This is a genomic window from Amycolatopsis sp. QT-25 (assembly GCF_029369745.1).
GTDB lineage: Bacteria > Actinomycetota > Actinomycetes > Mycobacteriales > Pseudonocardiaceae > Amycolatopsis.
The window spans coordinates 6,742,404-6,763,483 of record NZ_CP120210.1 but is presented as its reverse complement, the minus strand read 5'-3'; the positions used below and the strand labels follow the sequence as shown (position 1 = coordinate 6,763,483).

18 protein-coding genes are annotated in these 21,080 nt (G+C 69.4%); 8 read left to right on the top strand and 10 right to left on the bottom strand.

The window, feature by feature from the left end; all coding sequences use genetic code 11:
* The first annotated feature begins 27 nt into the window (after positions 1–27).
* Positions 28–2,046: a thioredoxin domain-containing protein gene (locus tag P3102_RS31540; RefSeq protein ID WP_276364136.1), complete on the top strand. Its 2,019-nt coding sequence runs from the start codon at positions 28–30 to the stop codon at positions 2,044–2,046.
* Here the strand turns inward: P3102_RS31540 and P3102_RS31535 are convergent.
* Positions 2,027–2,566 (bottom strand): hypothetical protein, encoded by a 540-nt coding sequence (locus P3102_RS31535; RefSeq protein ID WP_276364135.1) that lies wholly within the window; start codon positions 2,564–2,566, stop codon positions 2,027–2,029. The genes P3102_RS31540 and P3102_RS31535 overlap by 20 nt on opposite strands.
* A 183-nt stretch (positions 2,567–2,749) precedes the next feature.
* Here P3102_RS31535 and P3102_RS31530 point away from each other — a divergent pair, with 183 nt between their 5' ends.
* Positions 2,750–3,319, top strand: a complete 570-nt coding sequence (locus tag P3102_RS31530) for a hypothetical protein (protein WP_276371449.1) — start codon at positions 2,750–2,752, stop codon at positions 3,317–3,319.
* A gap of 233 nt (positions 3,320–3,552) precedes the next feature.
* Entirely contained in the window at positions 3,553–5,439 is a 1,887-nt protein-coding gene (locus P3102_RS31525) for an acyl-CoA dehydrogenase (protein ID WP_276364133.1), read from the top strand.
* Here the strand turns inward: P3102_RS31525 and P3102_RS31520 are convergent.
* The 3 genes from P3102_RS31520 to P3102_RS31510 all read right to left on the bottom strand — a co-directional run bounded on the left by P3102_RS31520 (position 5,396) and on the right by P3102_RS31510 (position 7,408).
* Positions 5,396–6,142, bottom strand: coding sequence for a potassium channel family protein (locus tag P3102_RS31520; RefSeq protein ID WP_276364132.1), 747 nt, complete (start codon positions 6,140–6,142; stop codon positions 5,396–5,398). The two genes, P3102_RS31525 and P3102_RS31520, sit on opposite strands and share 44 nt — an antisense overlap.
* Positions 6,143–6,177: 35 nt before the next feature.
* Entirely contained in the window at positions 6,178–6,627 is a 450-nt protein-coding gene (locus P3102_RS31515) for a TIGR03618 family F420-dependent PPOX class oxidoreductase (RefSeq protein WP_276364130.1), read from the bottom strand.
* 139 nt (positions 6,628–6,766) lie between these two features.
* On the bottom strand, positions 6,767–7,408 hold the full coding sequence (locus tag P3102_RS31510) for a hemolysin III family protein (protein ID WP_276371448.1): 642 nt from the start codon (positions 7,406–7,408) through the stop codon (positions 6,767–6,769).
* 132 nt (positions 7,409–7,540) lie between these two features.
* On the opposite strand from P3102_RS31510, the gene P3102_RS31505 reads away from it, so the two are divergent.
* On the top strand, positions 7,541–8,317 hold the full coding sequence (locus P3102_RS31505) for an isoprenyl transferase (RefSeq protein WP_276364129.1): 777 nt from the start codon (positions 7,541–7,543) through the stop codon (positions 8,315–8,317).
* A 60-nt stretch (positions 8,318–8,377) separates the two neighbouring features.
* On the opposite strand, the gene P3102_RS31500 is transcribed toward P3102_RS31505, so the two are convergent.
* Positions 8,378–8,581 carry a hypothetical protein gene (locus tag P3102_RS31500; protein WP_276364127.1) on the bottom strand — a complete coding sequence of 68 codons (204 nt, stop codon included), beginning with the start codon at positions 8,579–8,581 and terminating at the stop codon, positions 8,378–8,380.
* Positions 8,582–9,307: 726 nt separating this feature from the next.
* Here P3102_RS31500 and P3102_RS31495 point away from each other — a divergent pair.
* Entirely contained in the window at positions 9,308–10,594 is a 1,287-nt protein-coding gene (locus tag P3102_RS31495; RefSeq protein WP_276371446.1) for a PhoH family protein, read from the top strand.
* 346 nt (positions 10,595–10,940) lie between these two features.
* Here the strand turns inward: P3102_RS31495 and P3102_RS31490 are convergent, their stop codons facing one another.
* Positions 10,941–11,984, bottom strand: a complete 1,044-nt coding sequence (locus P3102_RS31490) for a glycosyltransferase family A protein (RefSeq protein WP_276364126.1) — start codon at positions 11,982–11,984, stop codon at positions 10,941–10,943.
* A 32-nt stretch (positions 11,985–12,016) separates the two neighbouring features.
* A complete protein-coding gene (locus tag P3102_RS31485; protein ID WP_276364124.1) occupies positions 12,017–13,456 on the bottom strand; it encodes a GuaB1 family IMP dehydrogenase-related protein in 1,440 nt (479 codons plus the stop codon).
* A gap of 35 nt (positions 13,457–13,491) precedes the next feature.
* On the opposite strand from P3102_RS31485, the gene P3102_RS31480 reads away from it, so the two are divergent.
* Complete coding sequence (locus P3102_RS31480) at positions 13,492–13,962, top strand: DUF309 domain-containing protein (RefSeq protein ID WP_276364123.1); 471 nt, start codon at positions 13,492–13,494, stop codon at positions 13,960–13,962.
* A 437-nt stretch (positions 13,963–14,399) separates the two neighbouring features.
* Complete coding sequence (locus P3102_RS31475) at positions 14,400–15,647, top strand: NADH:flavin oxidoreductase/NADH oxidase family protein (RefSeq protein ID WP_276364121.1); 1,248 nt, start codon at positions 14,400–14,402, stop codon at positions 15,645–15,647.
* Here P3102_RS31475 and P3102_RS31470 read toward each other — a convergent pair.
* From P3102_RS31470 to P3102_RS31460, 3 genes are all read right to left on the bottom strand, one after another.
* Positions 15,591–16,346: a Pr6Pr family membrane protein gene (locus P3102_RS31470; RefSeq protein WP_276364119.1), complete on the bottom strand. Its 756-nt coding sequence runs from the start codon at positions 16,344–16,346 to the stop codon at positions 15,591–15,593. The genes P3102_RS31475 and P3102_RS31470 overlap by 57 nt on opposite strands.
* A gap of 163 nt (positions 16,347–16,509) precedes the next feature.
* Positions 16,510–18,027, bottom strand: a complete 1,518-nt coding sequence (locus P3102_RS31465) for an ATP-dependent DNA ligase (RefSeq protein ID WP_276364118.1) — start codon at positions 18,025–18,027, stop codon at positions 16,510–16,512.
* A 123-nt stretch (positions 18,028–18,150) separates the two neighbouring features.
* Entirely contained in the window at positions 18,151–18,993 is an 843-nt protein-coding gene (locus P3102_RS31460; RefSeq protein WP_276364116.1) for a helix-turn-helix transcriptional regulator, read from the bottom strand.
* Between the two features lie 856 nt (positions 18,994–19,849).
* Here P3102_RS31460 and P3102_RS31455 point away from each other — a divergent pair.
* Positions 19,850–20,947, top strand: coding sequence for a DMT family transporter (locus P3102_RS31455; protein WP_276364115.1), 1,098 nt, complete (start codon positions 19,850–19,852; stop codon positions 20,945–20,947).
* Positions 20,948–21,080 lie beyond the last annotated feature (133 nt).

Sequence of the window (21,080 nt, the reverse complement as noted above, 5' to 3'; positions counted from 1 at the left end):
CGCTTTTCCCCGTGCGACCCTGGTGACATGTCGAATCGCCTGAAGGCCGCGACCAGTCCGTACCTGCTGCAGCACGCCGAGAACCCGGTGGACTGGTGGCCGTGGGGTGAAGAGGCGCTGGCCGAGGCGAAACGGCGGAACGTGCCGATCCTGCTTTCGGTCGGCTACGCGGCCTGTCACTGGTGCCACGTCATGGCGCACGAGTCGTTCGAGGACGAGGCCACCGCCACGCTGATGAACGCGAACTTCGTCAACATCAAGGTGGACCGCGAGGAGCGGCCGGACATCGACTCGGTGTACATGGCGGCCACGCAGGCGATGACCGGTCAGGGTGGCTGGCCGATGACGTGTTTCCTGACCCCGGAGGGTGAGCCGTTCCATTGCGGCACCTACTACCCGCCGTCGCCGCGGCCGGGGATGCCGTCGTTCTCGCAGCTGCTCGTCGCGGTCGCCGAAGCCTGGGGTGAGCGCCCGGACGACCTGCGCTCCGGCGCCCGGCAGATCATCGCCCACCTCACGGAGAAGAGCGGACCGCTGCCGGAGTCCGTCGTGGACGGCGCGGCGCTGGAAGCCGCGGTCGCTTCGCTGCGCAAGGATTACGACGCCGCGAATGGCGGATTCGGCGGAGCGCCCAAGTTCCCGCCGACGATGGCGTTGAACTTCCTGCTCCGGCACCACGAGCGCACCGGCGCCGATCTCTCCCCGGTGCGGCACACGGCGGAGGCGATGGCGCTCGGCGGGCTCGATGATCAGCTCGCCGGCGGGTTCGCGCGGTACTCCGTCGACCCGCGCTGGGAAGTGCCGCACTTCGAGAAGATGCTGTACGACAACGGGTTGCTTCTGCGTTTCTACGCACAGTTCCACGGTGTGACCGGGTATGACTACGCGCGGCGGACCGTCGAAGAGACCGCGGAGTTCCTGCTGCGCGACCTCGGGACGGCCGAAGGAGGCTTCGCCGCTTCGCTCGACGCGGACACCGACGGCGTCGAGGGGCTCACCTATGTGTGGACTCCCGCGCAACTCGCCGAAGTACTCGGCGAGGAGGACGGCGCTTGGGCCGCCGGACTGTTCCAGGTCACCGAACGGGGCAACTTCGAGCACGGCGCGTCGACTCTGCGGCTGCGTGAGCCGCACCCCGAGGACGTCGAACGTTATGAGCGGGTGCGACGCACACTGCTGACGGCGCGAAACGAGCGTCCTCAGCCCGCCCGCGACGACAAGGTCATCGCCGCGTGGAACGGGCTCGCGATCGGTGCGCTCGCCAAAGCGGGTTCGCGGCTGGATCGTCCACACTGGATCGATGCGGCGGCTCGTGCCGCGGCTTTCCTGATGGACACCCATTTCGTGGCCGGACGGCTGCGCCGGACCTCGCGCGACGGCGTCGTCGGCACGACGGCTGGAGTGCTGGAGGACTACGCGTGTCTCGCCGAGGGGCTGCTCGAACTCCATCAGGCGACCGGCGAGCCGCGCTGGCTGGCCGACGCGGTCACCTTGCTGGACCTCGCCTTGGCCCACTTCGGTGTCCCGGACTCGCCGGGTGCCTACTACGACACCGCCGACGACGCGGAAGTGCTGGTGCAGCGGCCCTCCGACCCGACCGACAACGCGAGCCCGTCGGGGGCTTCGGCGCTGGCGAACGCGTTGTTGACCGCGTCCGTGCTGGCGGGGCACGAGCAGGTGGGCCGCTACCGCGAGGCGGCCGAGCAGGCGCTGGCCCGTGCGGGACGGCTCGCCGCCCACGCGCCGCGGTTCGCCGGGCATTGGCTCACCGTCGCCGAGGCGGCCGCCGCCGGTCCCGTGCAGGTGGCCGTCGTCGGGCCGGATCCCGCTTCACGCGAGGACCTGCTGGCCGCGGCCGTCGCGTCGGCACCGGACGGCGCCGTCGTCGTGAGCGGGGTCCCGGACGCCGAGGGGGTGCCGCTGCTCGCCGACCGGCCGCTGGTGGCGGGCGCCGCCGCCGCGTACGTGTGCCGCGGCTATGTCTGCGAACGCCCGGTCACCACCGCCGAGGACCTGCGCGCTCAACTCACCAATCCCACGCCATAGGGCCGAAGGCGCCGCCGCCGGTCTGCGGAGCCCCCGCCGGTTTCACCGCGACCTGCGGTGCCTTCGGTTCGGTCGTGGCGGACTTCGTCGGCTTCGATGGCTTCGATGGCTTCGATGGCTTTGGTGGCTTCGGTGGTTTCGTGGATGTCGGTGGCTTCGTCGTGGTGGCAGGCGGAACACCGGTCACCGTGAACGGCCGGGTCGACTTCCGGCCGTCGGAGCAGGTGAGGGTCGCGACGTACTCGCCGGGAGTCTTCACCACCCGCCCGTAACCGCCGTACTTCCCGAAGTTCCCGCCGATGGTCCACGTGATCGGCTCGGCGAGACCCGACGAGGTCACCGGTCCCTTCGGCGTGCAGCCGCCCGCGCCGGCTCTGGTCTCGGCGTAGATCTGCGCACCGGGCCCCACTTCACCCGGGCCGAGGTACCAACTGGGATCGGTGGCCGCCGTGGCGGGCGCGATCATCGCCAGTTGGGCCGCTCCGAGCACGAGAGCGCCGAGCACGACCTTCTTCAGCATGGGGTTCCCCTTCCCTGTCGACCGCTGGTGGGAACACGTCCGCGCCGGTCGTCAGGTTGCCTCGGATTTTCGCCGGGGGAGAACAAAACGGAACATCGGCTGTTGCGCGCGTAGCGTCGGTAGCGTTGTAATCATGTAATCGCGGAGGCGAGCATGTACACCTACGTCAGGACGGCGAGACACATGGGACGAAGTGGCTGGAAGGGCCGGGGCGGCTGGCAGCAGGCGGACATCCCCTCGGCGGACGACGCCGCCGCGTGGTTCGGCGGGCGGCTCCCGGACGGCTGGTTCACCGGGGATCCCGAGGTCACGGTGGATCGGGAAGAGATCGTCATCGTCGGCGAACTCCAGCCGCTCACCGGCGACCACGCCGACACTGCCGACGCTGCCGCCCGCGCGGCGGCCGAGGACGGCCGGATCAGCCGGTTCCGCGAGGAGACCCGCGACGAGCGGATCGAGATCGCGCGCCAGGCCGAGCACCGGTATCAGCGCAAGGTCGCCTGGGGGGCGCGCCTCGGTGGCACGAGGCACCTGTTCACCACGCATTCGGCGCCGGTCATGACCAGGCTGCGGCAGCCGGAACGCCTCGTCCTCGACACCCTCGTCGACGCGGGCGTCGCGCGGTCGCGGTCGGAGGCGCTGGCCTGGGCCGTCCGGCTGGTCGGGGAACACGCGGACGCCTGGCTCGCCGAGCTGCGGGAGGCGATGACCAAAGTGGACGATCTCCGCTCGCAGGGACCGGACCTTTCCTGAGGCCGGGGGATTCCGCGGTCCGCCCCGAAGAGAGTCGCCCAACTCACACGTTCGAGGGCCGCGGGTGAGCGCCGGCCGCTTCGATGGCGTCGCGAACACGGAAAACGTCCTGAGCACGGCGATGACCTGCGGTTCGAGAACGGGGCGAGCATCGGGAGACCGCTCCGATTCGTGCTGCGGCCCCCGATGCGGTGCGGCAGGCTGAACGCAGACCGCACCGCATCGGAGGAATCGTGGACACACCAGGACTTCCCGCGAAGATCGACCCGGACGCGCTGACCACCGTCCTCGATGGACGGTGGGCCGAACTCCGCCGCGCGGTGCGCGCGCAGATGGCGGCGGAGGACTTCAAGGACCCTGTCGACCTCGGCGTCGAAGCGCACCGCGCCCAGGTGCTCGAATGGCTGCGCCTCCTCACCCGTACCGACCGGCCGGGGCTCGGCTTCGATCCGGCGCACGGTGGTGGCGGTGACGTCGGCGGCTCGGTGATGTCGTTCGAGATGCTCGGTTTCGGCGACCTCTCGCTGATGGTCAAGGCCGGTGTCCAATGGGGTCTGTTCGGCGGGGCGGTGCAGCTGCTCGGCACCGAACGCCACCACGAGCGTTACCTGCGGAAGATCAAGGACCTGGAGCTGCTGGGCTGCTTCGCGATGACCGAGCACGGCCACGGCTCGGACGTCCAGCAGCTGCGCACCACCGCGACCTACGATCCGGCCACCCGTGAGTTCGTCGTGCACACGCCGGACCGGGGCGCGATGAAGGAGTACATCGGCAACGCCGCCCGCGACGGCGAAGTCGCGGTGGTGTTCGCGCAGTTGATCACCGGCGGCGAATCGCGTGGCGTGCACGCTTTCCTCGTGCCGATCCGCGGGGAGAACGCGAGCGGCGTCGAGATCGAGGACTGTGGCCGCAAGGCGGGCCTCAACGGCGTCGACAACGGACGACTCACCTTCACCCAGGTGCGGGTTCCGCGCGAGGCGCTGCTCAACCGCTTCGGTGACGTCGCCGAGGACGGCACCTACAGCAGCCCGATCGAAAGCGACGGCCGCCGGTTCTTCACGATGCTCGGCACCCTCATCCGCGGCCGGGTCAGCGTGGCGGGCAGCGCCGGCAGCGCGACGAAACGCGCGCTCGCACTGGCCATCCGGTACGGCGAGCAGCGGCGACAGTTCGCGCGGCCCGACGGGGAGGAGGTCGTGATCCTCGACTACCGCGCCCACCAACGGAAACTGCTGCCCGCGCTGGCGACGTCGTACGCCCTGCACTTCGCGCAGGAAGCACTCGTCTCGAAGCTGAACGACATCGCCGAGGACGCGCCGGAAGAAGAGCAGCGAGAGCTGGAATCGCGTGCGGCCGGGATCAAGGCCGTCTCGACCTGGCACGCGACGGCGGCCATCCAGGCCGCCCGCGAGGCTTGCGGCGGTTCCGGCTACCTCTCCGAGAACCTGCTTCCCGGGTTGAAGGCCGACACGGACGTCTTCACCACCTTCGAGGGCGACAACACCGTGCTGCTGCAGCTGGTGGCGAAGGGCTTACTGACCAGCTACAAGGAGCAATTCGAGGACCTCAGCCCGCTCGCGACCGCGCGGTTCGTGGCGGAGCAGCTCGTCGGGGCCGTGATCGAGCGGACGTCCGCGCGCAAGGTCGTCGAACGGCTCACCGAGGCCGACGACGGCGACGTGCTGTACTCGCGTGAGTGGCAGTTGAAGCTGTTCGAAGACCGCGAAGAGCATGTACTCGGCGGTGTCGCGCAGCGCCTGCGTAAGGCAGGTTCGGATCCGTTCGGCGTCTTCAACGACGCGCAAGACCATGTACTGCGCGCCGGGCGCGCGCACGTCGACCGGGTGGTGCTGGAAGCGTTCATCGACGCCATCGAACGCTGCGCCGACACCGATGCCCGCGAGCTGCTGGAGCGGGTGTGCGATCTCTACGCGCTCGCGAACATCGAGGCGGATCGCGGCTGGTTCCTGGAACACGGACGCCTGACCTCCGGGCGCTCGAAGGCGGTCACCGCCGCGGTGAACGCCCTGTGCGCCGACCTGCGCCCGCACGCGCGGACGCTCGTGGACGCCTTCGCTATCCCCGAGCAGTACCTAGCGGCTCCGATGCTGCGGGACTGACTCCGGCGCGCTGCTCGGCGAGCTCGGCCCGCAACGCCTTGACTTCGCGGGTCAGCTCGTCGAGATGCTCGCGGGTCACGGCCTGCGCGTTCTCGTCGGCTTCGGTCACTCGGCGGATGAGCCACGACGCCAGCGTCGCGGTGACCACGCCGAGCAGGGCGATCCCGGCCACCATCAGCCCGACCGCGACGATCCGGCCGGTCCCGCTGACGGGATAGCGGTCGCCGTAACCGACCGTGGTGATCGTCGTGATCGACCACCACACCGCGTCCGGGAAGTCGGTGATCGGCGCGTCCGCCTGTGTGCGTTCGGCGTCGAGCACGGCCAGCGCCGAACAGAACACGACGAGCGCCGTCGCGCCCACCGTGTAGACCACGACGCGGCCGCGCAACGACAGACCGGCGTTGCGGTTGAGGACGTTGAGCACCGTGACCAGCCGGAGCAGCCGCAGCTGCCGGATGAGCGGGAGCACGATGATCAGCAGATCGAAGATGTTCTTCTCGAGGAAGTCCCGCTTGTCCTTGGCGTGCTTGAGGCGAACGCCGTAGTCCAGGGCGAAGACCGCCCAAGCGACCCAGGTGACGACCTCGCAGCAGACCCGGCCGGTGTGGCCGAGCGAGGGTTGGAGGATCGGCCACGCGTAGGCCGCCAGGAACAGTACGGCGGCGGCGTTGAGCGGCCACTCCATCCGCTTTTCCCACATCGGGCGTCTCCTCACCTGGCTTTTCCAGGTGCACGTTAAGCGATGTCGAGGGCCGTTCCATAGAGTCTGTCGGTTTTCAGGGTGATGTAGAGCCTTCGTTCGGCGGCGATGGTCTCGAGGAACTCCGCTTCGTTCTCAGGTTTTTGGCGCTGTGCGGCGAGATACGCGAGCCCGGCCGTGTCGCCGGGTGTCCGGGTGACTTCGGAGAGTTCCGCTTTTCCTTCCGCGACCGCGAATTTCCAGTGGTCGGCACTGGAGACGTAGAGGGATGCGGTGGGGTCGTCGCGAAGCTGTTCGACCTTGAGACGGTCTTCGGTCGTGCTGATCCGGATCTCGCGCGCCTCGGGATCCCACGTGTAGACGACCGTGGAGAGGTGAGGGCGGCCGTCGCGCTTGAGGGTCGCGAGGGCGCCGAAGGCGTGCTCGGCGAGGAAGCCGCTGAGGGCCGCGTCGTCGAGGGGGCGGGGTGGTGCGTTCTTGGCCATGATGGTGAGCATGGCTCGTGCGGCGAGGGCGCGGAAGAAGGCACTTTCTTGTGCCAGAGGGAACACGTGTGTGTCCGTCCTGGTCGCCAGGTACAGGAGGCCCCTTCCTGTACCTCAGGCGAGCAGTGGTACCACGCGGTTAGGAGTACATCGCCAGCCAGATCGCCACGTAGTGCGAAACAGCCGCAAGGACCGTGCAGGCGTGGAAGTACTCGTGGTAGCCGAAGGTTTCCGGGAAATGGTTCGGCCACTTGACCGCGTAGAACACCGCGCCCAGCGTGTAGAACAGCCCGCCGACGCAGAGGAGGACGAGTGCGGGGACACCGGCGTGGGCACCCAGCTCGGGCAGGACGAAGACGGCGACCCAGCCCAGTGCGATGTAGATCGGCACGCCCAGCCAGCGGGGCGCGTTCGGCCACAGCATCTTCAGGGTGACGCCGCCGATGGCGCCGCCCCAGACGATCGCCAGCACGATGTACCCGGTCGGCTGGGACATCGCCAGGAGGGTGAACGGCGTGTAGGTACCGGCGATGAACAGGAAGATCATCGAATGGTCGGCGCGCTTCATCCATTCGTACGCTCGTGGGCTCCACAAGCGACGGTGGTACAGCGCGCTGACGCCGAAGAGGCCGAGCACGGTCAGCCCGTAGACCGAAGTGGACAAAGCGGCCAGAGGCGACACGGTGGACGCGGCGAGACTGATCAGGACCACCGCGCCGGCGACCGCGACGAAGAAGGACCAGAAGTGGATGTGCCCCCTCAACCGAGGACGGGTGTCCACCACGGGCGCGGGGCCGGACGGCTGCTGTTCGGACTCTACGCTCACTCCTCCCAGGTTACGGCACCGTAGGTTTTTCGCCAGTGTCCGTGGCGCGTCCCACTGAGGCCCGCGGGGTGACTACCCTCCAGTGGCGTGAGTCTTCGGTCCTTCTTGTCAGACGTCGTGTACAGCGCCTACGGCAGGCGCCTGATCCAGCAGGCCAAGGGGCGCCATCCACGCCACATCGCCATCATGCTGGACGGCAACCGCCGCTGGGCGCGCGAAGCGGGCTTCACCGACGTCGCCGACGGGCATCGGGCGGGCGCCAAGAAGATCGCCGACTTCCTGAGCTGGTGCAACGAGGCCGACGTCGAGGTCGTCACCATGTGGCTGCTCTCGACCGACAACCTCGGCCGCGCGGCCGAGGAACTGAGTCCCCTGCTGAAGATCATCACCGACGTCACCGACGAACTCGCCGCACCGCACACGCCCTGGCGGCTCCGCATCGTGGGTGCCCTCGACCTGCTTCCCCCGGAGGTCGCGAAGGCGCTCAGCGGGGCCGCGGAGCGCACCGAGGGGCGCTCCGGGATGGAGGTCAACGTCGCGGTCGGTTACGGAGGGCGTCAGGAGATCGCCGACGCGGTCCGCAAACTGCTGCTCCAGCACGCCGACGAGGGCACCTCGATCCGTGAGCTCGCGAAGATCCTGGACGTCGATCACATTTCCGAACACATGTACACCTCCGGTCAGCCGGATCCGGACCTGATCATCCGCACCTCGGGGGAACAGCGGCTTTCCGGATTCCTGCTCTGGCAATCGGCGCATTCGGAATTCTGGTTCACCGAGGCTTATTGGCCCGCGTTCCGCCGGGTCGATTTCCTGCGTGCCATGCGTGATTACGCGTGGCGGCACCGGCGCTTCGGTTCCTGACCCGCGACAGGACGAAGGCCCCGGCGTGCACTCCGGGGCCTTCGTCTTCCACGCTGAAGATCAGGGGCGATGGTGCTCCAGCGAGTGGAGGGTCGAGACCGGCGTGGTGGCGACGCCCGTGCAGACGTCGGCGACCAGCGAAGCCGCACGGTGACCCAGCGCACCATCTCCCCCGAGGAAGGGGTGGTCGGCCCCGCCGAACGTCGGGTCCGATGCCCGCGGCGACGGCGGAACGAAACCTGCCTTCTTCAGTACTTCGCACACTCCTTGGTGAAGATATTCAGTTATCGGGGCACCTGAATCCGGTGGGGGTGCCCTGCGGGTGAGAAAGTACTGGATAGCCGAAAGTCGTGACCTGCTCGTCAGCCCATTGTGTGAGGCGAACAGGGTCCTGTTCACTCGGTCCGGTTCTCTGTCCCGATCGGAACGGGCAGGCCGCTACCAAGAGTGGTAAGACTTTCGATCCCTTCAAACCCCTTCAGACCCCTTCAGACCCCTTCAGGTCCATTTAGGCCGCATCGGCGAGCGTCTTCGAAGGGAGATCATCACTACTCGTCGTGATGGTGACCGGGCGTCGATGTCGCGCGACCGACAGTGAGATGACGGTTTGGCGAATCACCGTGGTGGCTGCCTGCGCGATCGGCCGGACGCCGGTACCTTCCGGAAGTGAGGGTTCGCGTCCCATGCGGACTCTCACGGGAGGCCCTGGTCGTGGCGGTAGTCGACAGGGCGGCACAGCCGCCCAGTGGATGCGCGAGGGGGCCGGCACCCGGCCCTCGTGGCCGCGCCGACTGACGTGACAGCGTCGGAAGGCACGGTTGGCCAGGGAAGTGCCCGGCCCAGCGAGTGCGGGCGTGGTGCCACGCCCACGAGGGAGATGCCGTCGTGACTGCGCAGCGTTCACCCCGCAAGGCCTCTGGCCGTTCTTCGACCGGTGCCTCTGGCCCGGAGAAAGCCTCGATCTCGCCCGAATCCCAGCGGTCCACTTACGTGCTCGACACGTCGGTCCTGCTCTCTGACCCCTGGTCGGTGACTCGGTTCGCCGAACACGCGGTCGTGCTTCCGCTGGTCGTCATCAGTGAACTGGAGGCGAAACGTCACCATCCCGAACTGGGATGGTTCGCGCGCGAAGCGCTTCGCATGCTCGACGACCTGCGTCGTCAGCACGGCAGGCTCGACGCGCCGATCCCGATCGGTGAGCACGGCGGCACCCTGCAGGTGGAGTTGAACCACTCCGATCCCACGGTGCTCCCGGTCGGCTTCCGCACCGACTCCAACGACCACCGCATCCTCGCCTGTGCGCTCAACCTGGCGGCGGAACGCGCGTCGGTCACGCTGGTGACCAAGGACATCCCCCTGCGCGTCAAGGCGGGCGCCGTCGGTCTCGAGGCCGACGAGTACCGCGCGCAGGAGGTGACGCCCTCGGGCTGGACGGGGATGGCGGACGTGGACGTCCCGCAGACCCTGGTCGACGCGCTGTTCGGCGGGTCTTCGGTGGATCCGGCGGAATTCGGGCTGCCCGAGGTCGGTGAACTGCCCTGTCACACCGGGCTGAGGCTGCTCGCGGGCAGTTCGAGCGCGCTGGGCCGGGTCACCGCGGACAAGCGGATCCGGCTCGTGCGGGGTGACAAGGAGGCCTTCGGCCTGCACGGGCGGTCGGCCGAGCAGCGGGTGGCGCTGGATCTCCTGCTGGACCCCGATGTCGGCATCGTCTCGCTGGGCGGACGCGCCGGTACCGGCAAGTCGGCGCTCGCGCTCTGCGCGGGCCTGGAATCGGTGATGGAACGCCGCCAGCACCGCAAGGTCGTGGTGTTCCGGCCGGTGTACGCGGTCGGAGGCCAGGATCTGGGCTACCTGCCCGGTTCCGAGAGCGAGAAGATGCAGCCGTGGGCGCAGGCGGTGTTCGACACCCTCGGCGGCCTGGTCAGCCAGGACGTCCTCGACGAAATCTTCGACCGCGGCATGCTCGAGGTGCTCCCGCTGACCCACATCCGCGGCCGGTCGCTGCACGACACGTTCGTCATCGTGGACGAGGCGCAGTCCTTGGAACGCAACGTGCTGCTGACCGTGCTTTCGCGGCTCGGCACGGCCTCGCGGGTCGTGCTCACCCATGACGTCGCGCAGCGCGACAACCTGCGGGTCGGACGGCACGACGGCGTTTCGGCGGTGATCGAGAAGCTCAAGGGGCATCCGCTGTTCGCGCATGTCACGTTGACCCGGTCCGAGCGGTCGCCGATCGCGGCGCTCGTCACCGAGATGCTGGAGGACCACGGCTAGCGCGTGCGATGAAGGGGTCTTTCCTCGCAAAATTCGCGAGGAAAGACCCCTTCATCGCAGCCTTCGGGCGCTTAGGTGACCGGCTTCGCCCAGGGAAGCGGCCGTCCGCCCACGTCGTCGGTGAGTTCGACGCCGAGCATGGACGAAAGCGTCGCGCCCAGGTCGACGACGGTCGGGTCCGGCGGTTTCGCGCCCGGTTCGAAACCGGGCCCGCCGGCGAGAAGAAGGCCATGTGCGTGGTCGCCGAAGCGCTGGTTTCGAGCAGGCGCGCCACCGTCGGCACCTCACCCGCCGCGGCGAGCTCGCGGATCGTGCCGGGGTCGCGGGCGTCGAGCGCGAGGATCGGTCATGGTCGGTGCTCCGGTCCCGCGTGCTTGCGGCGGATGGCGGCGAAGTCGTCGTCGTAGGTCGGCCCGTGGGAAAGCCGGTCCCCGGAAGTCGTCGTGTAGTAGCAGGAGATCGCCGGGACGACCAAGGGGTCGCGGTCCGCGGTCAACGCCAGGAGCAGGTCCCAGTCGTCCATCTCGACCAGCGACTCGTCGAACCGGGCCTCGGGAAGACCCGCTCGATGCGCGACGGCGCCGATGTCGGCGAGGTTCTCCTGTATCAGGATTTCCCGCTCGTAGGGCCGCAAGAACAGCGTCGGCAGACCGCCGATGTCGTCGACGACGAAACCGCCGTAGGCCACCGTGATCTCCGGGTGCTCGCCGAACGCCCAGCCCAACGCCTTGAGCCACAACGGATGCATGGTGTTGTCGTCGTCGAGGTAGGCGACGACGTCCCCGGTGACCTCGGCCAGCCCGGCGTTGCGGGCGGCACAGACACCACCGTGTTCGACCCGGATCGACCGGATCCGGGGGTCTGCGAAACCGGCGATCACCTTGGGCGTGGCATCCGAACTGGCGTCGTCGACGATCACCAGTTCCCAGTTCTCGTAACGCTGGGCCAGCACCGAAGCGACGGCGCGCGGCAGCAGCGTGGCCCGGTCGTGTGTCGGCAGGACGATCGAAATCTTCGGCGTGGCCACGAGTTCGTGCTGATCGAGCCAGTGCGTGAACGTGCGGACGTCTCGCGCGGCTTCGAGGTTTCCGATCCGGATGTGCAGGCCCGCGAAGGCTGTGTCGTGGCTTTTCAGCCAGCCGTCGAGCGCTTCCTGCCGTGCGTCGAGGGCGGCCTGCCTTGCCTCGACGGTGGCGGTGCGCGCGTCGCCGTCCCGCAACGCCCTGCCGTGATCTTCGAGCCACGCGGTGTGGTGCTCCAGCCTCGCGCGCAACCGCTCGATCTCCGCGGCCTGGTCCGCGACCGCGGACCGCAGTGCGGCGATTTCCCCGTTTTCCGCGTGGCGGCGGTCGCCCATCGCCGCCGCCACGATCCGTCTCAGGCGTCTCACCCGGTGCACCCTAGTGCTTCGGGCACGCCGGTTCACCAGCCCGACGGCAGCGGCCGTCCTTCCGCGAAGCCCGCGGCGGACTGGATCCCCAGCAGCGCGCGCTCGTGGAACTCCTCCAGCGTCCGCGCGCCCGCGTACGTGCAGGCCGACCGGACACCGGAGCCGATGGAGTCGAGCAGGTCCTCGACGCCGGGGCGGGCCGGGTCCAGCGCCATTCGCGACGCCGAGATGCCCTCTTCGAACAGGCCCTTCTTGGCGCGTTCGAAGGTGTTGTCCGTGCGCGTGCGGGCGCCGACGGCCCGCTTCGACGCCATGCCGAACGATTCCTTGTACGGCTTGCCCTGTTCGTCGTGGCGCAGGTCGCCGGGGGATTCGTGGGTGCCGGCGAACCACGAGCCGACCATGGCCGCGGACGCGCCGGCGGCCAGTGCGAGCGCGACGTCGCGCGGATGCCGCACGCCGCCGTCCGCCCAGACGTGTTTGCCCAGTTCGCGGGCCGCGGCCGCGCATTCGGCGACGGCGGAGAACTGCGGGCGGCCGACACCGGTCATCATCCGGGTCGTGCACATGGCGCCGGGGCCGACGCCGACCTTGACGACGTCCGCGCCCGCGTGGATCAGGTCACGGGTGCCTTCCGCGGTGACCACGTTCCCGGCGACCACCGGGACCCGCGGGTTCACCGATCGGACGGCCTTGAGCGCGGCGATCATCTTCTCCTGGTGGCCGTGCGCGGTGTCGACGACCAGCACGTCGACGCCCGCCGCGAGGACGGCCTCCGCCTTCGCCGCGACGTCGCCGTTCACCCCGATCGCGGCGGCGACGCGCAGGCTGCCGCCGTCGTCGACGGCCGGGGTGTAGATCTCCGCGCGCAGCGCCGCGATCTCGGTCAGGACGCCGGCGAGCCTGCCGTGCTCGTCGATGCCGAGCGCGAGACGGCCGCCGTGATCGTGCAGGCGCTCGAACACCTCACGCGGCGGGGTGGTCAGGGGCACCGTGACGATCGCGGGCTCCGCGACATCGGCGAGCCGCGCGAAGCGGTCGACACCGGCGCAGGCCGCTTCGTCGACGACGCCGACGGGCTTGCCGTCTTCGTCCACGACGACCACGGCACCGTGGGCACGTTTGCCGACCAGGTTCAGCGCGTCGGCCACCGCGTCCCCGCCGGTCAGCACGAGCGGGGTGTCCCACACGGTGTGACGGCTCTTGACCCAGGTGACGATGTCGGCGACCGCGGCCACGTCGACGTCCTGCGGCAGCACGACGAGCCCGCCGCGCCGGGCGACCGTTTCGGCCATCCGGCGACCGGCGACGGCGGTCATGTTGGCCACCACGATCGGGATCGTCGCGCCGGTGCCGTCCACAGTGGACAGGTCGACGTCGAAGCGGGACTCCACGTCCGACCGGTTCGGCAGGAGGAACACGTCGTCGTAGGTCAGGTCGTGAGCGGGCCGATGCCCGTCGAGAAAGCGCACGAGGTGCCAGGATACCCGCGTGGGACACTGTCGGCATGACCGACCGGGACCGTGACGAAACCGGACGAGCCCGTAACGCCCGCCCGCGAGACGGCCTCGGCAGGCCGCTCCCGTACGGTGCCGACGGGGTCGAGCGCCAGCCCGAGGGCATCGAACGGAGCCCGGAGGACACCCTCTCCGAGGCGCAGCGCCTGCTCGACGCGGGCCGCCCGTTCCATGCCCACGAGGTGTTCGAGGACGCGTGGAAATCCACCGACGGGCCGGAGCGGGAGCTGTGGCGTGGCCTCGCGCAGCTCGCCGTGGGGCTGACCCATGTGGCCAGGGGGAACGGCAACGGCGCCGTCTCGCTGCTGGAGCGTGGCGCGGACAACCTCGAGCCGTTCTGCGCGGCCCGTCCGCACGAAATCGACATCCCCGGCCTGCAGCTTTGGGCACGGAAGATGGCGGAAGAGATCAAGGTGCGCGCGAGGGTGGAGCCGATCGCGCCGCGCCTGAAGGGCCGATAGCGCCGAGCCTGAGCGGTACAGCTCGACCAGCGGCGGCCGCAGGGACAGCCCCGCCGGGCATCCCTTCGTCTTTCAAGCTGCCTTCACCACCGGATCCGCCGACGTCCTGGACCCGGTCTACGAGCCGGACGCCGTGTTCGTCCGCCGGGACGGCGTACGGGTGAACGGCGGGATCCTCGCGCTCGGGTAGCCCGTCAAGGTCGCGCCGCGCCAGGTGCACGCGGCCGGTGACCTGGTCTTGCTCGTCGTCGACTGGGGCATCGAAGGGCATCTCGCGGCGACCGCCACCCACGTCGCTCGACGTGGTGAGGACAACCTGTGACGCTATGCGATCGACAATCCCTTCAGTATCGGTTTGCCTTGAGGAGTCGACATACCGCGAGTAAGTTACTTCGAGTAGGAATACTGTTCAGTAGGTAGCGGCGGGAGAGAGCGCGATGAGCGAGCCCAGGGAACTGCTGGCCGAGCCGCTGAAACTGCGGTGCGGCGCGATCCTGCCGAACCGGCTGGCCAAGGCCGCGCTGAGCGAGCAACTCGGCGACCGCCGCAACCGGCCGACCGCCGAACTGGCCGCGCTCTACCGGACATGGTCGCGTGGTGGCGCCGGCACACTCATCACCGGCAACGTCATGGTCGATCCGACCGCGCTCGGCGAACCGCGCAACGTCGCGGTACCGAGGGAACCGGACGTGACCGAGTTCGAGCCGTGGGCACGGTCGGCGGACGGAACCGAGACCCGGTTGTGGGTCCAGCTCAACCATCCCGGCAGGCAGAGCCCGCGTTTCCTGTCCCGTCAGCCGGTCGCGCCGTCGGCGGTGCCCTTCGGCGACCGCGGCATCCGCTCGGTGTTCGCGACGCCGCGGGCGCTGACCGGCGAGGAGATCGAGGTGATCATCGACCGGTTCGGCGTGGCCGCGCGGACCGTCGTCGACGCCGGGTTCGCCGGGGTCCAGATCCACGGCGCGCACGGCTACCTGGTCTCCCAGTTCCTCTCACCGCTGACCAACCGGCGCACCGACGGCTGGGGCGGCGATGCCCTCCGGCGGCGCCGGTTCCTGCTGGAAGTGGTCGCCCGGGTGCGCGCCGAGGTCGGCGACGCCGTGCCGATCGCGGTCAAGCTCAACAGCGCGGACTTCCAGCGCGGCGGGTTCAGCGAGGAGGAATCGCTCGAAGTCGTCCGCGCACTGGGTGAAGCGGGCATCGACCTGCTGGAAGTCTCCGGTGGCACTTACGAGAAGGCGGCCATGATGGGCGCCGCCAAGGCAAGCAAGGCCGGCAAGACCAGCACCGTCAGCCGCGAGGCCTACTTCCTCGGCTACGCCGCGAAAGCGCGGCGGATCACCGATGTCGCGCTGATGGTCACCGGCGGCTTCACCAGTCCGCACGGAATGGCGGACGCGCTGCGCTCCGGCTCACTGGACGTGATCGGCCTCGGCAGGCCGCTGATCGTCGACCCGGCGTTGCCCGGCCGCCTGCTCGGTGGCGAGGACGTCCGCGCCCGGCGCACGGCCCCGAAGACCGGCATCCGGCTCGCCGACAGCCTGCTGGAGATCCAGTGGCACACCCAGCAGATGCACCGGGTGGCCGCCGGGAAACCGGTGGATCGGCGGCTCGGCGCGGTCCGGACGCTAGTACGTGCCGGCGTCGCGGATCCGCTCAACGCCTTCCGCCGGGTCCGGGGCTGAGCCGGCCATACCTCCACCGCCGCCCTCGACCGAGGAGCCGCCCTCCCAATCCCCATTCTCGTCGACTTCGTCTCTGCGGGTGAACGTGCGGTCGAAACCGACCGCGGCCGCGGCGAGGCCGAGGAACAGCACGCCGATCAGGACGCAGTTGAACGCGACCCCGCCGTAGCTGTTGATGCCGGGGTCGACGAACGGGTACGGGTAGAACCCGATGACCGCGCCGCGCACCAGCGTGATCGCGAGCCAGCCCAGCGGGTACAGCAGCGACCACGACAGCACCCGCCACGACAACTGGCCGCGCGGGCCGAACAGCAGCCAGCCCGCGACGCACATCAGCGGCGACACCTTGTGCAGCATGGTGTCGGCGAAGACGGCCCAGCCGTGCAGTTCGTACAGATCGGCGAGCGCGACCTGGAAGACGACCCCGGTCACGGTGATACCGACGAGGCCGGTCAGCCGCAGCACGCCGAACAGCGTCGACCGGCCCGCGACCCCGAGCGCGAGCAGCAGGCTGCCGACGCCGACCAGGATGTTCGAGTCGATGGTGAAGAAGGCCAGCAGGTTGGCCACCCGTCCGGCCGGGGTGTGGAAGGTGTCGCCGGTGGTGCCCGCGGACACCGGGATCTGGGCGGCGAGCCCGGCGAGCACCACCAGCGCCGTCGCGCCGAACCAGGCACGCGCGATCTTGGAAGCCTGCATTCCACCTACCCTATGGGTGATCGGGTGGAGACGTCCCGTCACCACCGCACGCCGCCACTCGATCGGGGGTGCGGAACGCCGCGAGGACTTCCCGGCCGCTGCCACTGACGCAAGTAGTCACCCCCTTGCGGTCCTCGCATGCGCAAGGATCGCAAGCAGGTGACTAATTGCCGGGTTTGAGGAGGCCGCGCACGGTGTCGATGGTGTCGGCATCGGCGGCCTCCTTGTCCGGCCGGTAGCGCACGACGCGCGCGAAGCGCAGCGCCAGCCCGCCGGGATACCGCGTGCTCACCTGGGCGCCGTCGAGTTCGATTTCGACGACGAGTTCCGGCCGCACGTGCACCACCCAGTCCGTGCGGTGGGTTTCGATCTCCTGGAACGTCTTCGTCTGCCAGGCCAGCAACTCGTCGGTCATGCCCTTGAAGGTCTTGCCGACCATGATCGGCGGCCCTCCGTCGGGATCACGGGCGCCGAGATGCAGGTTCGACAGCGTGCCGGTGCGCCTGCCGTTCCCCCATTCCGCGGCGAGGACGACCAGGTCGATCGTGTGCACCGGTTTCACCTTGAGCCAAGCGCGCCCGCGGCGGCCCGCCGCGTACGGCGACGCGAGGTCCTTGACCATCACGCCCTCGTGTCCGGCGGCCATCGCCGCGTCGAGCACGCTTTCGGCCGAGGCGGGCGCGATCTCGCCCGGGATGACGTGCTCACCCGCCACCCGCCGGAGGGCGACGTTCCGTTCGGACAGCGGCGCGTCCAGCAGGTCGACGCCGTCGAGGTGCAGGCAGTCGAAGAAGTACGGCCGCAGCAGCAGCGCCTTGACCTGCTCCTCGCGGCTGCTGCCGAACCGGCTCATCGTCTCCTGGAACGGCCTCGGCCTCCCGTCGTCGGTCAGCGCCAGCGTCTCGCCGTCGAGCACCACCGACGTGCAGGGCAGGGAGCGCACGAGCGCCACCAGTTCGCCGACGCTGCCGGTGATCTCCCGCAGCGTCCGCGTGTAGATGTGCACCTCGTCGCCGTCGCGGTGGACCTGGATCCGCGCACCGTCCATTTTGTACTCGACGATCGCCTCGGCGTGCTCGGTGACCGCCTCGTCCAGCGACTCCGCCGGAGACGCCAGCATCGGCCGGATCGGCCTGCCCAGGGCCAGCCGGAACTCCGCCAGCCGTTCCCGGCCGCCTGTCATGGCCGCCAGGCCCGTCACCGGCAGCTGCCCGGACAGCATGAACGCCCGCCGGACGTCCTCGGCCGGGATCTCGGACGCCGCCGCGATGGCGTCCACCATGATCCCTTCGAGCGCGCCCTGCCGCAGCTCGCCGGTGAGCAGCCGGATCAGGAAGTCCTGCTCCTCCTTGGCCATCTTGCCGAACAACGTCCGCAGCGTGTCCGCGCGCAGCTTCACCGACCCCGAACCCGACGCCGCCCCCACCGTGCCGAGTGCCGTGTCGACCTCGGCCACGGTCAACGACGGCTCGGCGGCCGGGGCGGTCTTCAGCTCGGCCAGCGTCCGCCAACCGGCGCCGATGCGGCCCTGCGTCGGCTGCCCGGTGAGGAACGCGATGACCGCGGGCAGCTCCAGCTCGGCCGCGGCGCGCAGCACCGCGGCCAGGGTGGCGATCTTCGCCTTCCTGGACCTCGTGGCGGCCAGTTCGGCCGACGCGGTCACCACCGCGGTGAGCAACATGGGTCCATCATGACCCCGGCCACCGACAGTTTCGCGCTGAGCGGGGCTGTTCGCCGGTCGATGACGTCGTGCGGCTTCAGGGAGGGAAGGAGTCCTTCACCGGCTTGCTGGCCGAGCCGGGGCTCAGGCGGGTGCGGGATCGGCGACCCAGCTGGCGAGCAGGCGAAGCGCCCGCTCGCTGTCGGAGCCGGGCTCGGCGGTGTAGATCACCAGGGCCTGGTCCGGATCGGCGGGCAGCCGCAGCGTCTCGTAACGCAGCCGGAGTTCACCCACGATCGGGTTGATCATCACCTTCCACGCGTGCGCCTTCTCGCGCACCGTGTGCTTCGCCCACAGCTTCCGGAACTCCTCGCTCCCGAGGGAGAGTTCGCCGACCAGCTGGGCGAGGTACGGGTCGTCCGGGTACTTCCCGCTCTCGGACCGCAGGTTCGCCACGACCTCCTTCGCCACGGTTTCCCACTCGGGGTGCATCTCGCGGGCGCTTTCGTCGAGGAAGAACATCCTCGGGATGTTCCGCTCGCCGGGCGGGCACGCGGCGAAGTCGAAGGTGAGCGCGGCCCCGAGCGCGTTCCAGGCCAGCACGTCCCCGTACCGGCCGAAGACGAACGCCGGGGAGTGGAGGGCGTTCATCATCAGCTGGAGTTCCGGCCGGATCCGCTGCGCCCTCGGTCGCGCGACGCGTTTGCGTTTCGGCGCGGCCAGGTTGCGCAGGTAGGTCTCCTCGTCGCGGTGCAACCGCAACGCCCGGCTCAGCGATTCGAGGACGGAATCGGACACGTTGCGCGCCCGGCCCTGTTCCAGCCGCGTGTAGTAGTCGACGCTGATCCCGGCCAGCTGTGCCAGCTCCTCACGGCGCAGCCCGGCGACCCGGCGCTGGTTGAACCCCGTCGGCAGGCCGAGATCCGCCGGGTCCAGCGCGGCCCTGCGTGCCTTGAGGAAGTCGCCCAGTTCGGCCGTCTCGGTCATACCGTCGAGTATTCCGGATCGCGCGGGTGCGTGCCTGGTCCTGACAGACCCAGGCTGTTCACGGACCCGGGGCGAGCTTTCTCGGCTGATTCCCGACGGGGTCGTGCTCGATATTGAGGGTTGAGGCAAAGGTGTCGTGTGGGTGGCAAGTCCGTGAAGGCCTCCTTGAGGGACCTAGGGTCCCTCAAGGAGGCCTTCACGGACTTCACGACCGGCAGACCGCCTGCACAAAGCGGCCATACGCCCTGCACGCGAGAGGTCGACTTACCTCTCGATAACGCGGTGCTGTGCCGCCGCCATGATTCTCTCTCGCAAAAGTACATGAAGGCCCCCTTCCTTGCGCTAGGCACAAGGAAGGGGGCCTTCATGTACCCAGCGTTCGCCCAGGCGCACCGGCGCAGTTGACGAAAGCCGACCCTCACCCTGTTCGAAGTACGTGAGGGCCTTCTTCCCTGCCTGCCTTCAGACCTGCGATCAGCCGAAGCCGGAATGCAGTAGGTGATCAAGACACTTTCGGCCCTGACCGTCCTCGCCGATTACGACCCTGTGTGCGGCCGCGCGAAGTGCTCAAAACCGGGCGCCGAGACCCGCTTGGAGTCCTTTGTGGATGCTCATGGGCGCGCCGGATTCCGGCGATCGGATCATTCGATGCTTGGCGGCCTGACGCATTGCCTTACCTCTCGATAACGCTCTTTATCACTCACGACCCGCACGAAAACGTGGTCGGAGAAGCGTCCCTTGTGGACACTTCGAGCGCGATCGGCCCCGTCGACTGCTCCCGAACCTGATTATGGCCCTGTCCATCCAGGGCGATTTGGCTCTTCGGTCCGGGCCAAAGAGCCGCCATCGTCTAAGCATGGACAGCGAACGAAGAGCCGTGACGATCGGCGTACTGGGGGTGCTGATCGTCGGCGCGTCCGTGCCGGTGACGGGGATGCTCGACGGGTATCCGGTGATCACCGGACAAGCGCTGCGCTACGCGCTGGCGGGAGTCCTCCTGTGGGGATGGGCGCGGCTGAGCGGGCGTCCGTTGCCGTTGCCGGGGGCACGCGACGTGCCGTCGCTGCTCGCCCTGGCGGCGACCGGGATGATCGGGTTCCAGGCGTGCCTGCTGTTCGCGCAGCGCTACGCCGAGCCGGGTCTGGTCGCGGCGTTCCTGGGCGGCACGCCGCTCGTGCTCGCGCTCGCCGGCCCGCTGGCCAACGGGAAACGGCCGTCGTGGGCGCCGGTGACCGGGGCGGTGCTCGCCGGACTCGGGATCGCCGTCCTCTCCGGCGGCGGCGCGGCGCGCTGGCAGGGGCTGGCGCTCGCGGCGCTGGCGATGGTGTGCGAAGCGCTGTTCACGCTGCTGGCCGTCGGCGTGCTCGAGCGGCTCGGCCCCTTGGCGACCGCGACCTGGGCGTGTTTCGCCGCGGGGGCCGGCGGTGCCGTCGTGGGCACGATCGCCGACCCGGCCGTCGCTTGGGCCTGGCCGGACTGGCGTGAACTGATCGCGCTCGGCTACTTGACGGTCGTCGTCACCGCGATCGCGTTTCTTCTCTGGTATTCGGCGGTTTCGCTGCTGGGCGCGGATCGGGCCGGGGTGCTGGTGGGGCTGATGCCGGCCTCCGGGCTCGCCGTCTCGCTCCTGCTCGGCATGCAGGATTTCCGCTTCGCCCAAGTGATCGGGGTCGCGCTGGTGTCCTCAGGCGTCGTGATCGGCCTGCGTCGCCGCGAGCTCGGCGAGCCTGGCGCATTTGACGTCGAAGTGCTTCACGACGTCGCCGCCGATGATCGCGACCATGACCGAACGCAGCGGCCCGCCGAAGGTGACCTTCTGGACGAACTCCGTCCCGCCGTCGACCTCGGCCAGGTTCAGCACGAGATCCATGGCACCGAGCGGGATCGGCTGGCGGAGGGCGATCTCGCGGTGCTCGGTCAGGGACGTGATGGTGAAGGGCTCGGCGACCCGTGAGTGCACCCGGCCGCGGAATCCGTTCGGTACGAGGAAACCGGTCGATCCCACCTCGGCGGGACCGTGCAGTTCGACGCCGGCGAGGTCGGGATCCCACTCGGGCCAGCGGGTGAAGTCGGCCAGTGGCACCCAG

Excerpts from the sequence above, each read along its gene's own strand:
- P3102_RS31540 (WP_276364136.1), top strand. The coding sequence starts at position 28 with ATGTCGAATCGCCTGAAGGCCGCGACCAGTCCGTACCTGCTGCAGCAC.
- P3102_RS31535 (WP_276364135.1), bottom strand. The coding sequence starts at position 2,566 with ATGCTGAAGAAGGTCGTGCTCGGCGCTCTCGTGCTCGGAGCGGCCCAA.
- P3102_RS31530 (WP_276371449.1), top strand. The coding sequence starts at position 2,750 with ATGGGACGAAGTGGCTGGAAGGGCCGGGGCGGCTGGCAGCAGGCGGAC.
- P3102_RS31520 (WP_276364132.1), bottom strand. The coding sequence starts at position 6,142 with ATGTGGGAAAAGCGGATGGAGTGGCCGCTCAACGCCGCCGCCGTACTG.
- P3102_RS31515 (WP_276364130.1), bottom strand. The coding sequence starts at position 6,627 with ATGGCCAAGAACGCACCACCCCGCCCCCTCGACGACGCGGCCCTCAGC.
- P3102_RS31480 (WP_276364123.1), top strand. The coding sequence starts at position 13,492 with ATGACCGACCGGGACCGTGACGAAACCGGACGAGCCCGTAACGCCCGC.
- P3102_RS31475 (WP_276364121.1), top strand. The coding sequence starts at position 14,400 with ATGAGCGAGCCCAGGGAACTGCTGGCCGAGCCGCTGAAACTGCGGTGC.
- P3102_RS31470 (WP_276364119.1), bottom strand. The coding sequence starts at position 16,346 with ATGCAGGCTTCCAAGATCGCGCGTGCCTGGTTCGGCGCGACGGCGCTG.
- P3102_RS31465 (WP_276364118.1), bottom strand. The coding sequence starts at position 18,027 with ATGTTGCTCACCGCGGTGGTGACCGCGTCGGCCGAACTGGCCGCCACG.
- P3102_RS31460 (WP_276364116.1), bottom strand. The coding sequence starts at position 18,993 with ATGACCGAGACGGCCGAACTGGGCGACTTCCTCAAGGCACGCAGGGCC.
- P3102_RS31455 (WP_276364115.1), top strand. The coding sequence starts at position 19,850 with ATGGACAGCGAACGAAGAGCCGTGACGATCGGCGTACTGGGGGTGCTG.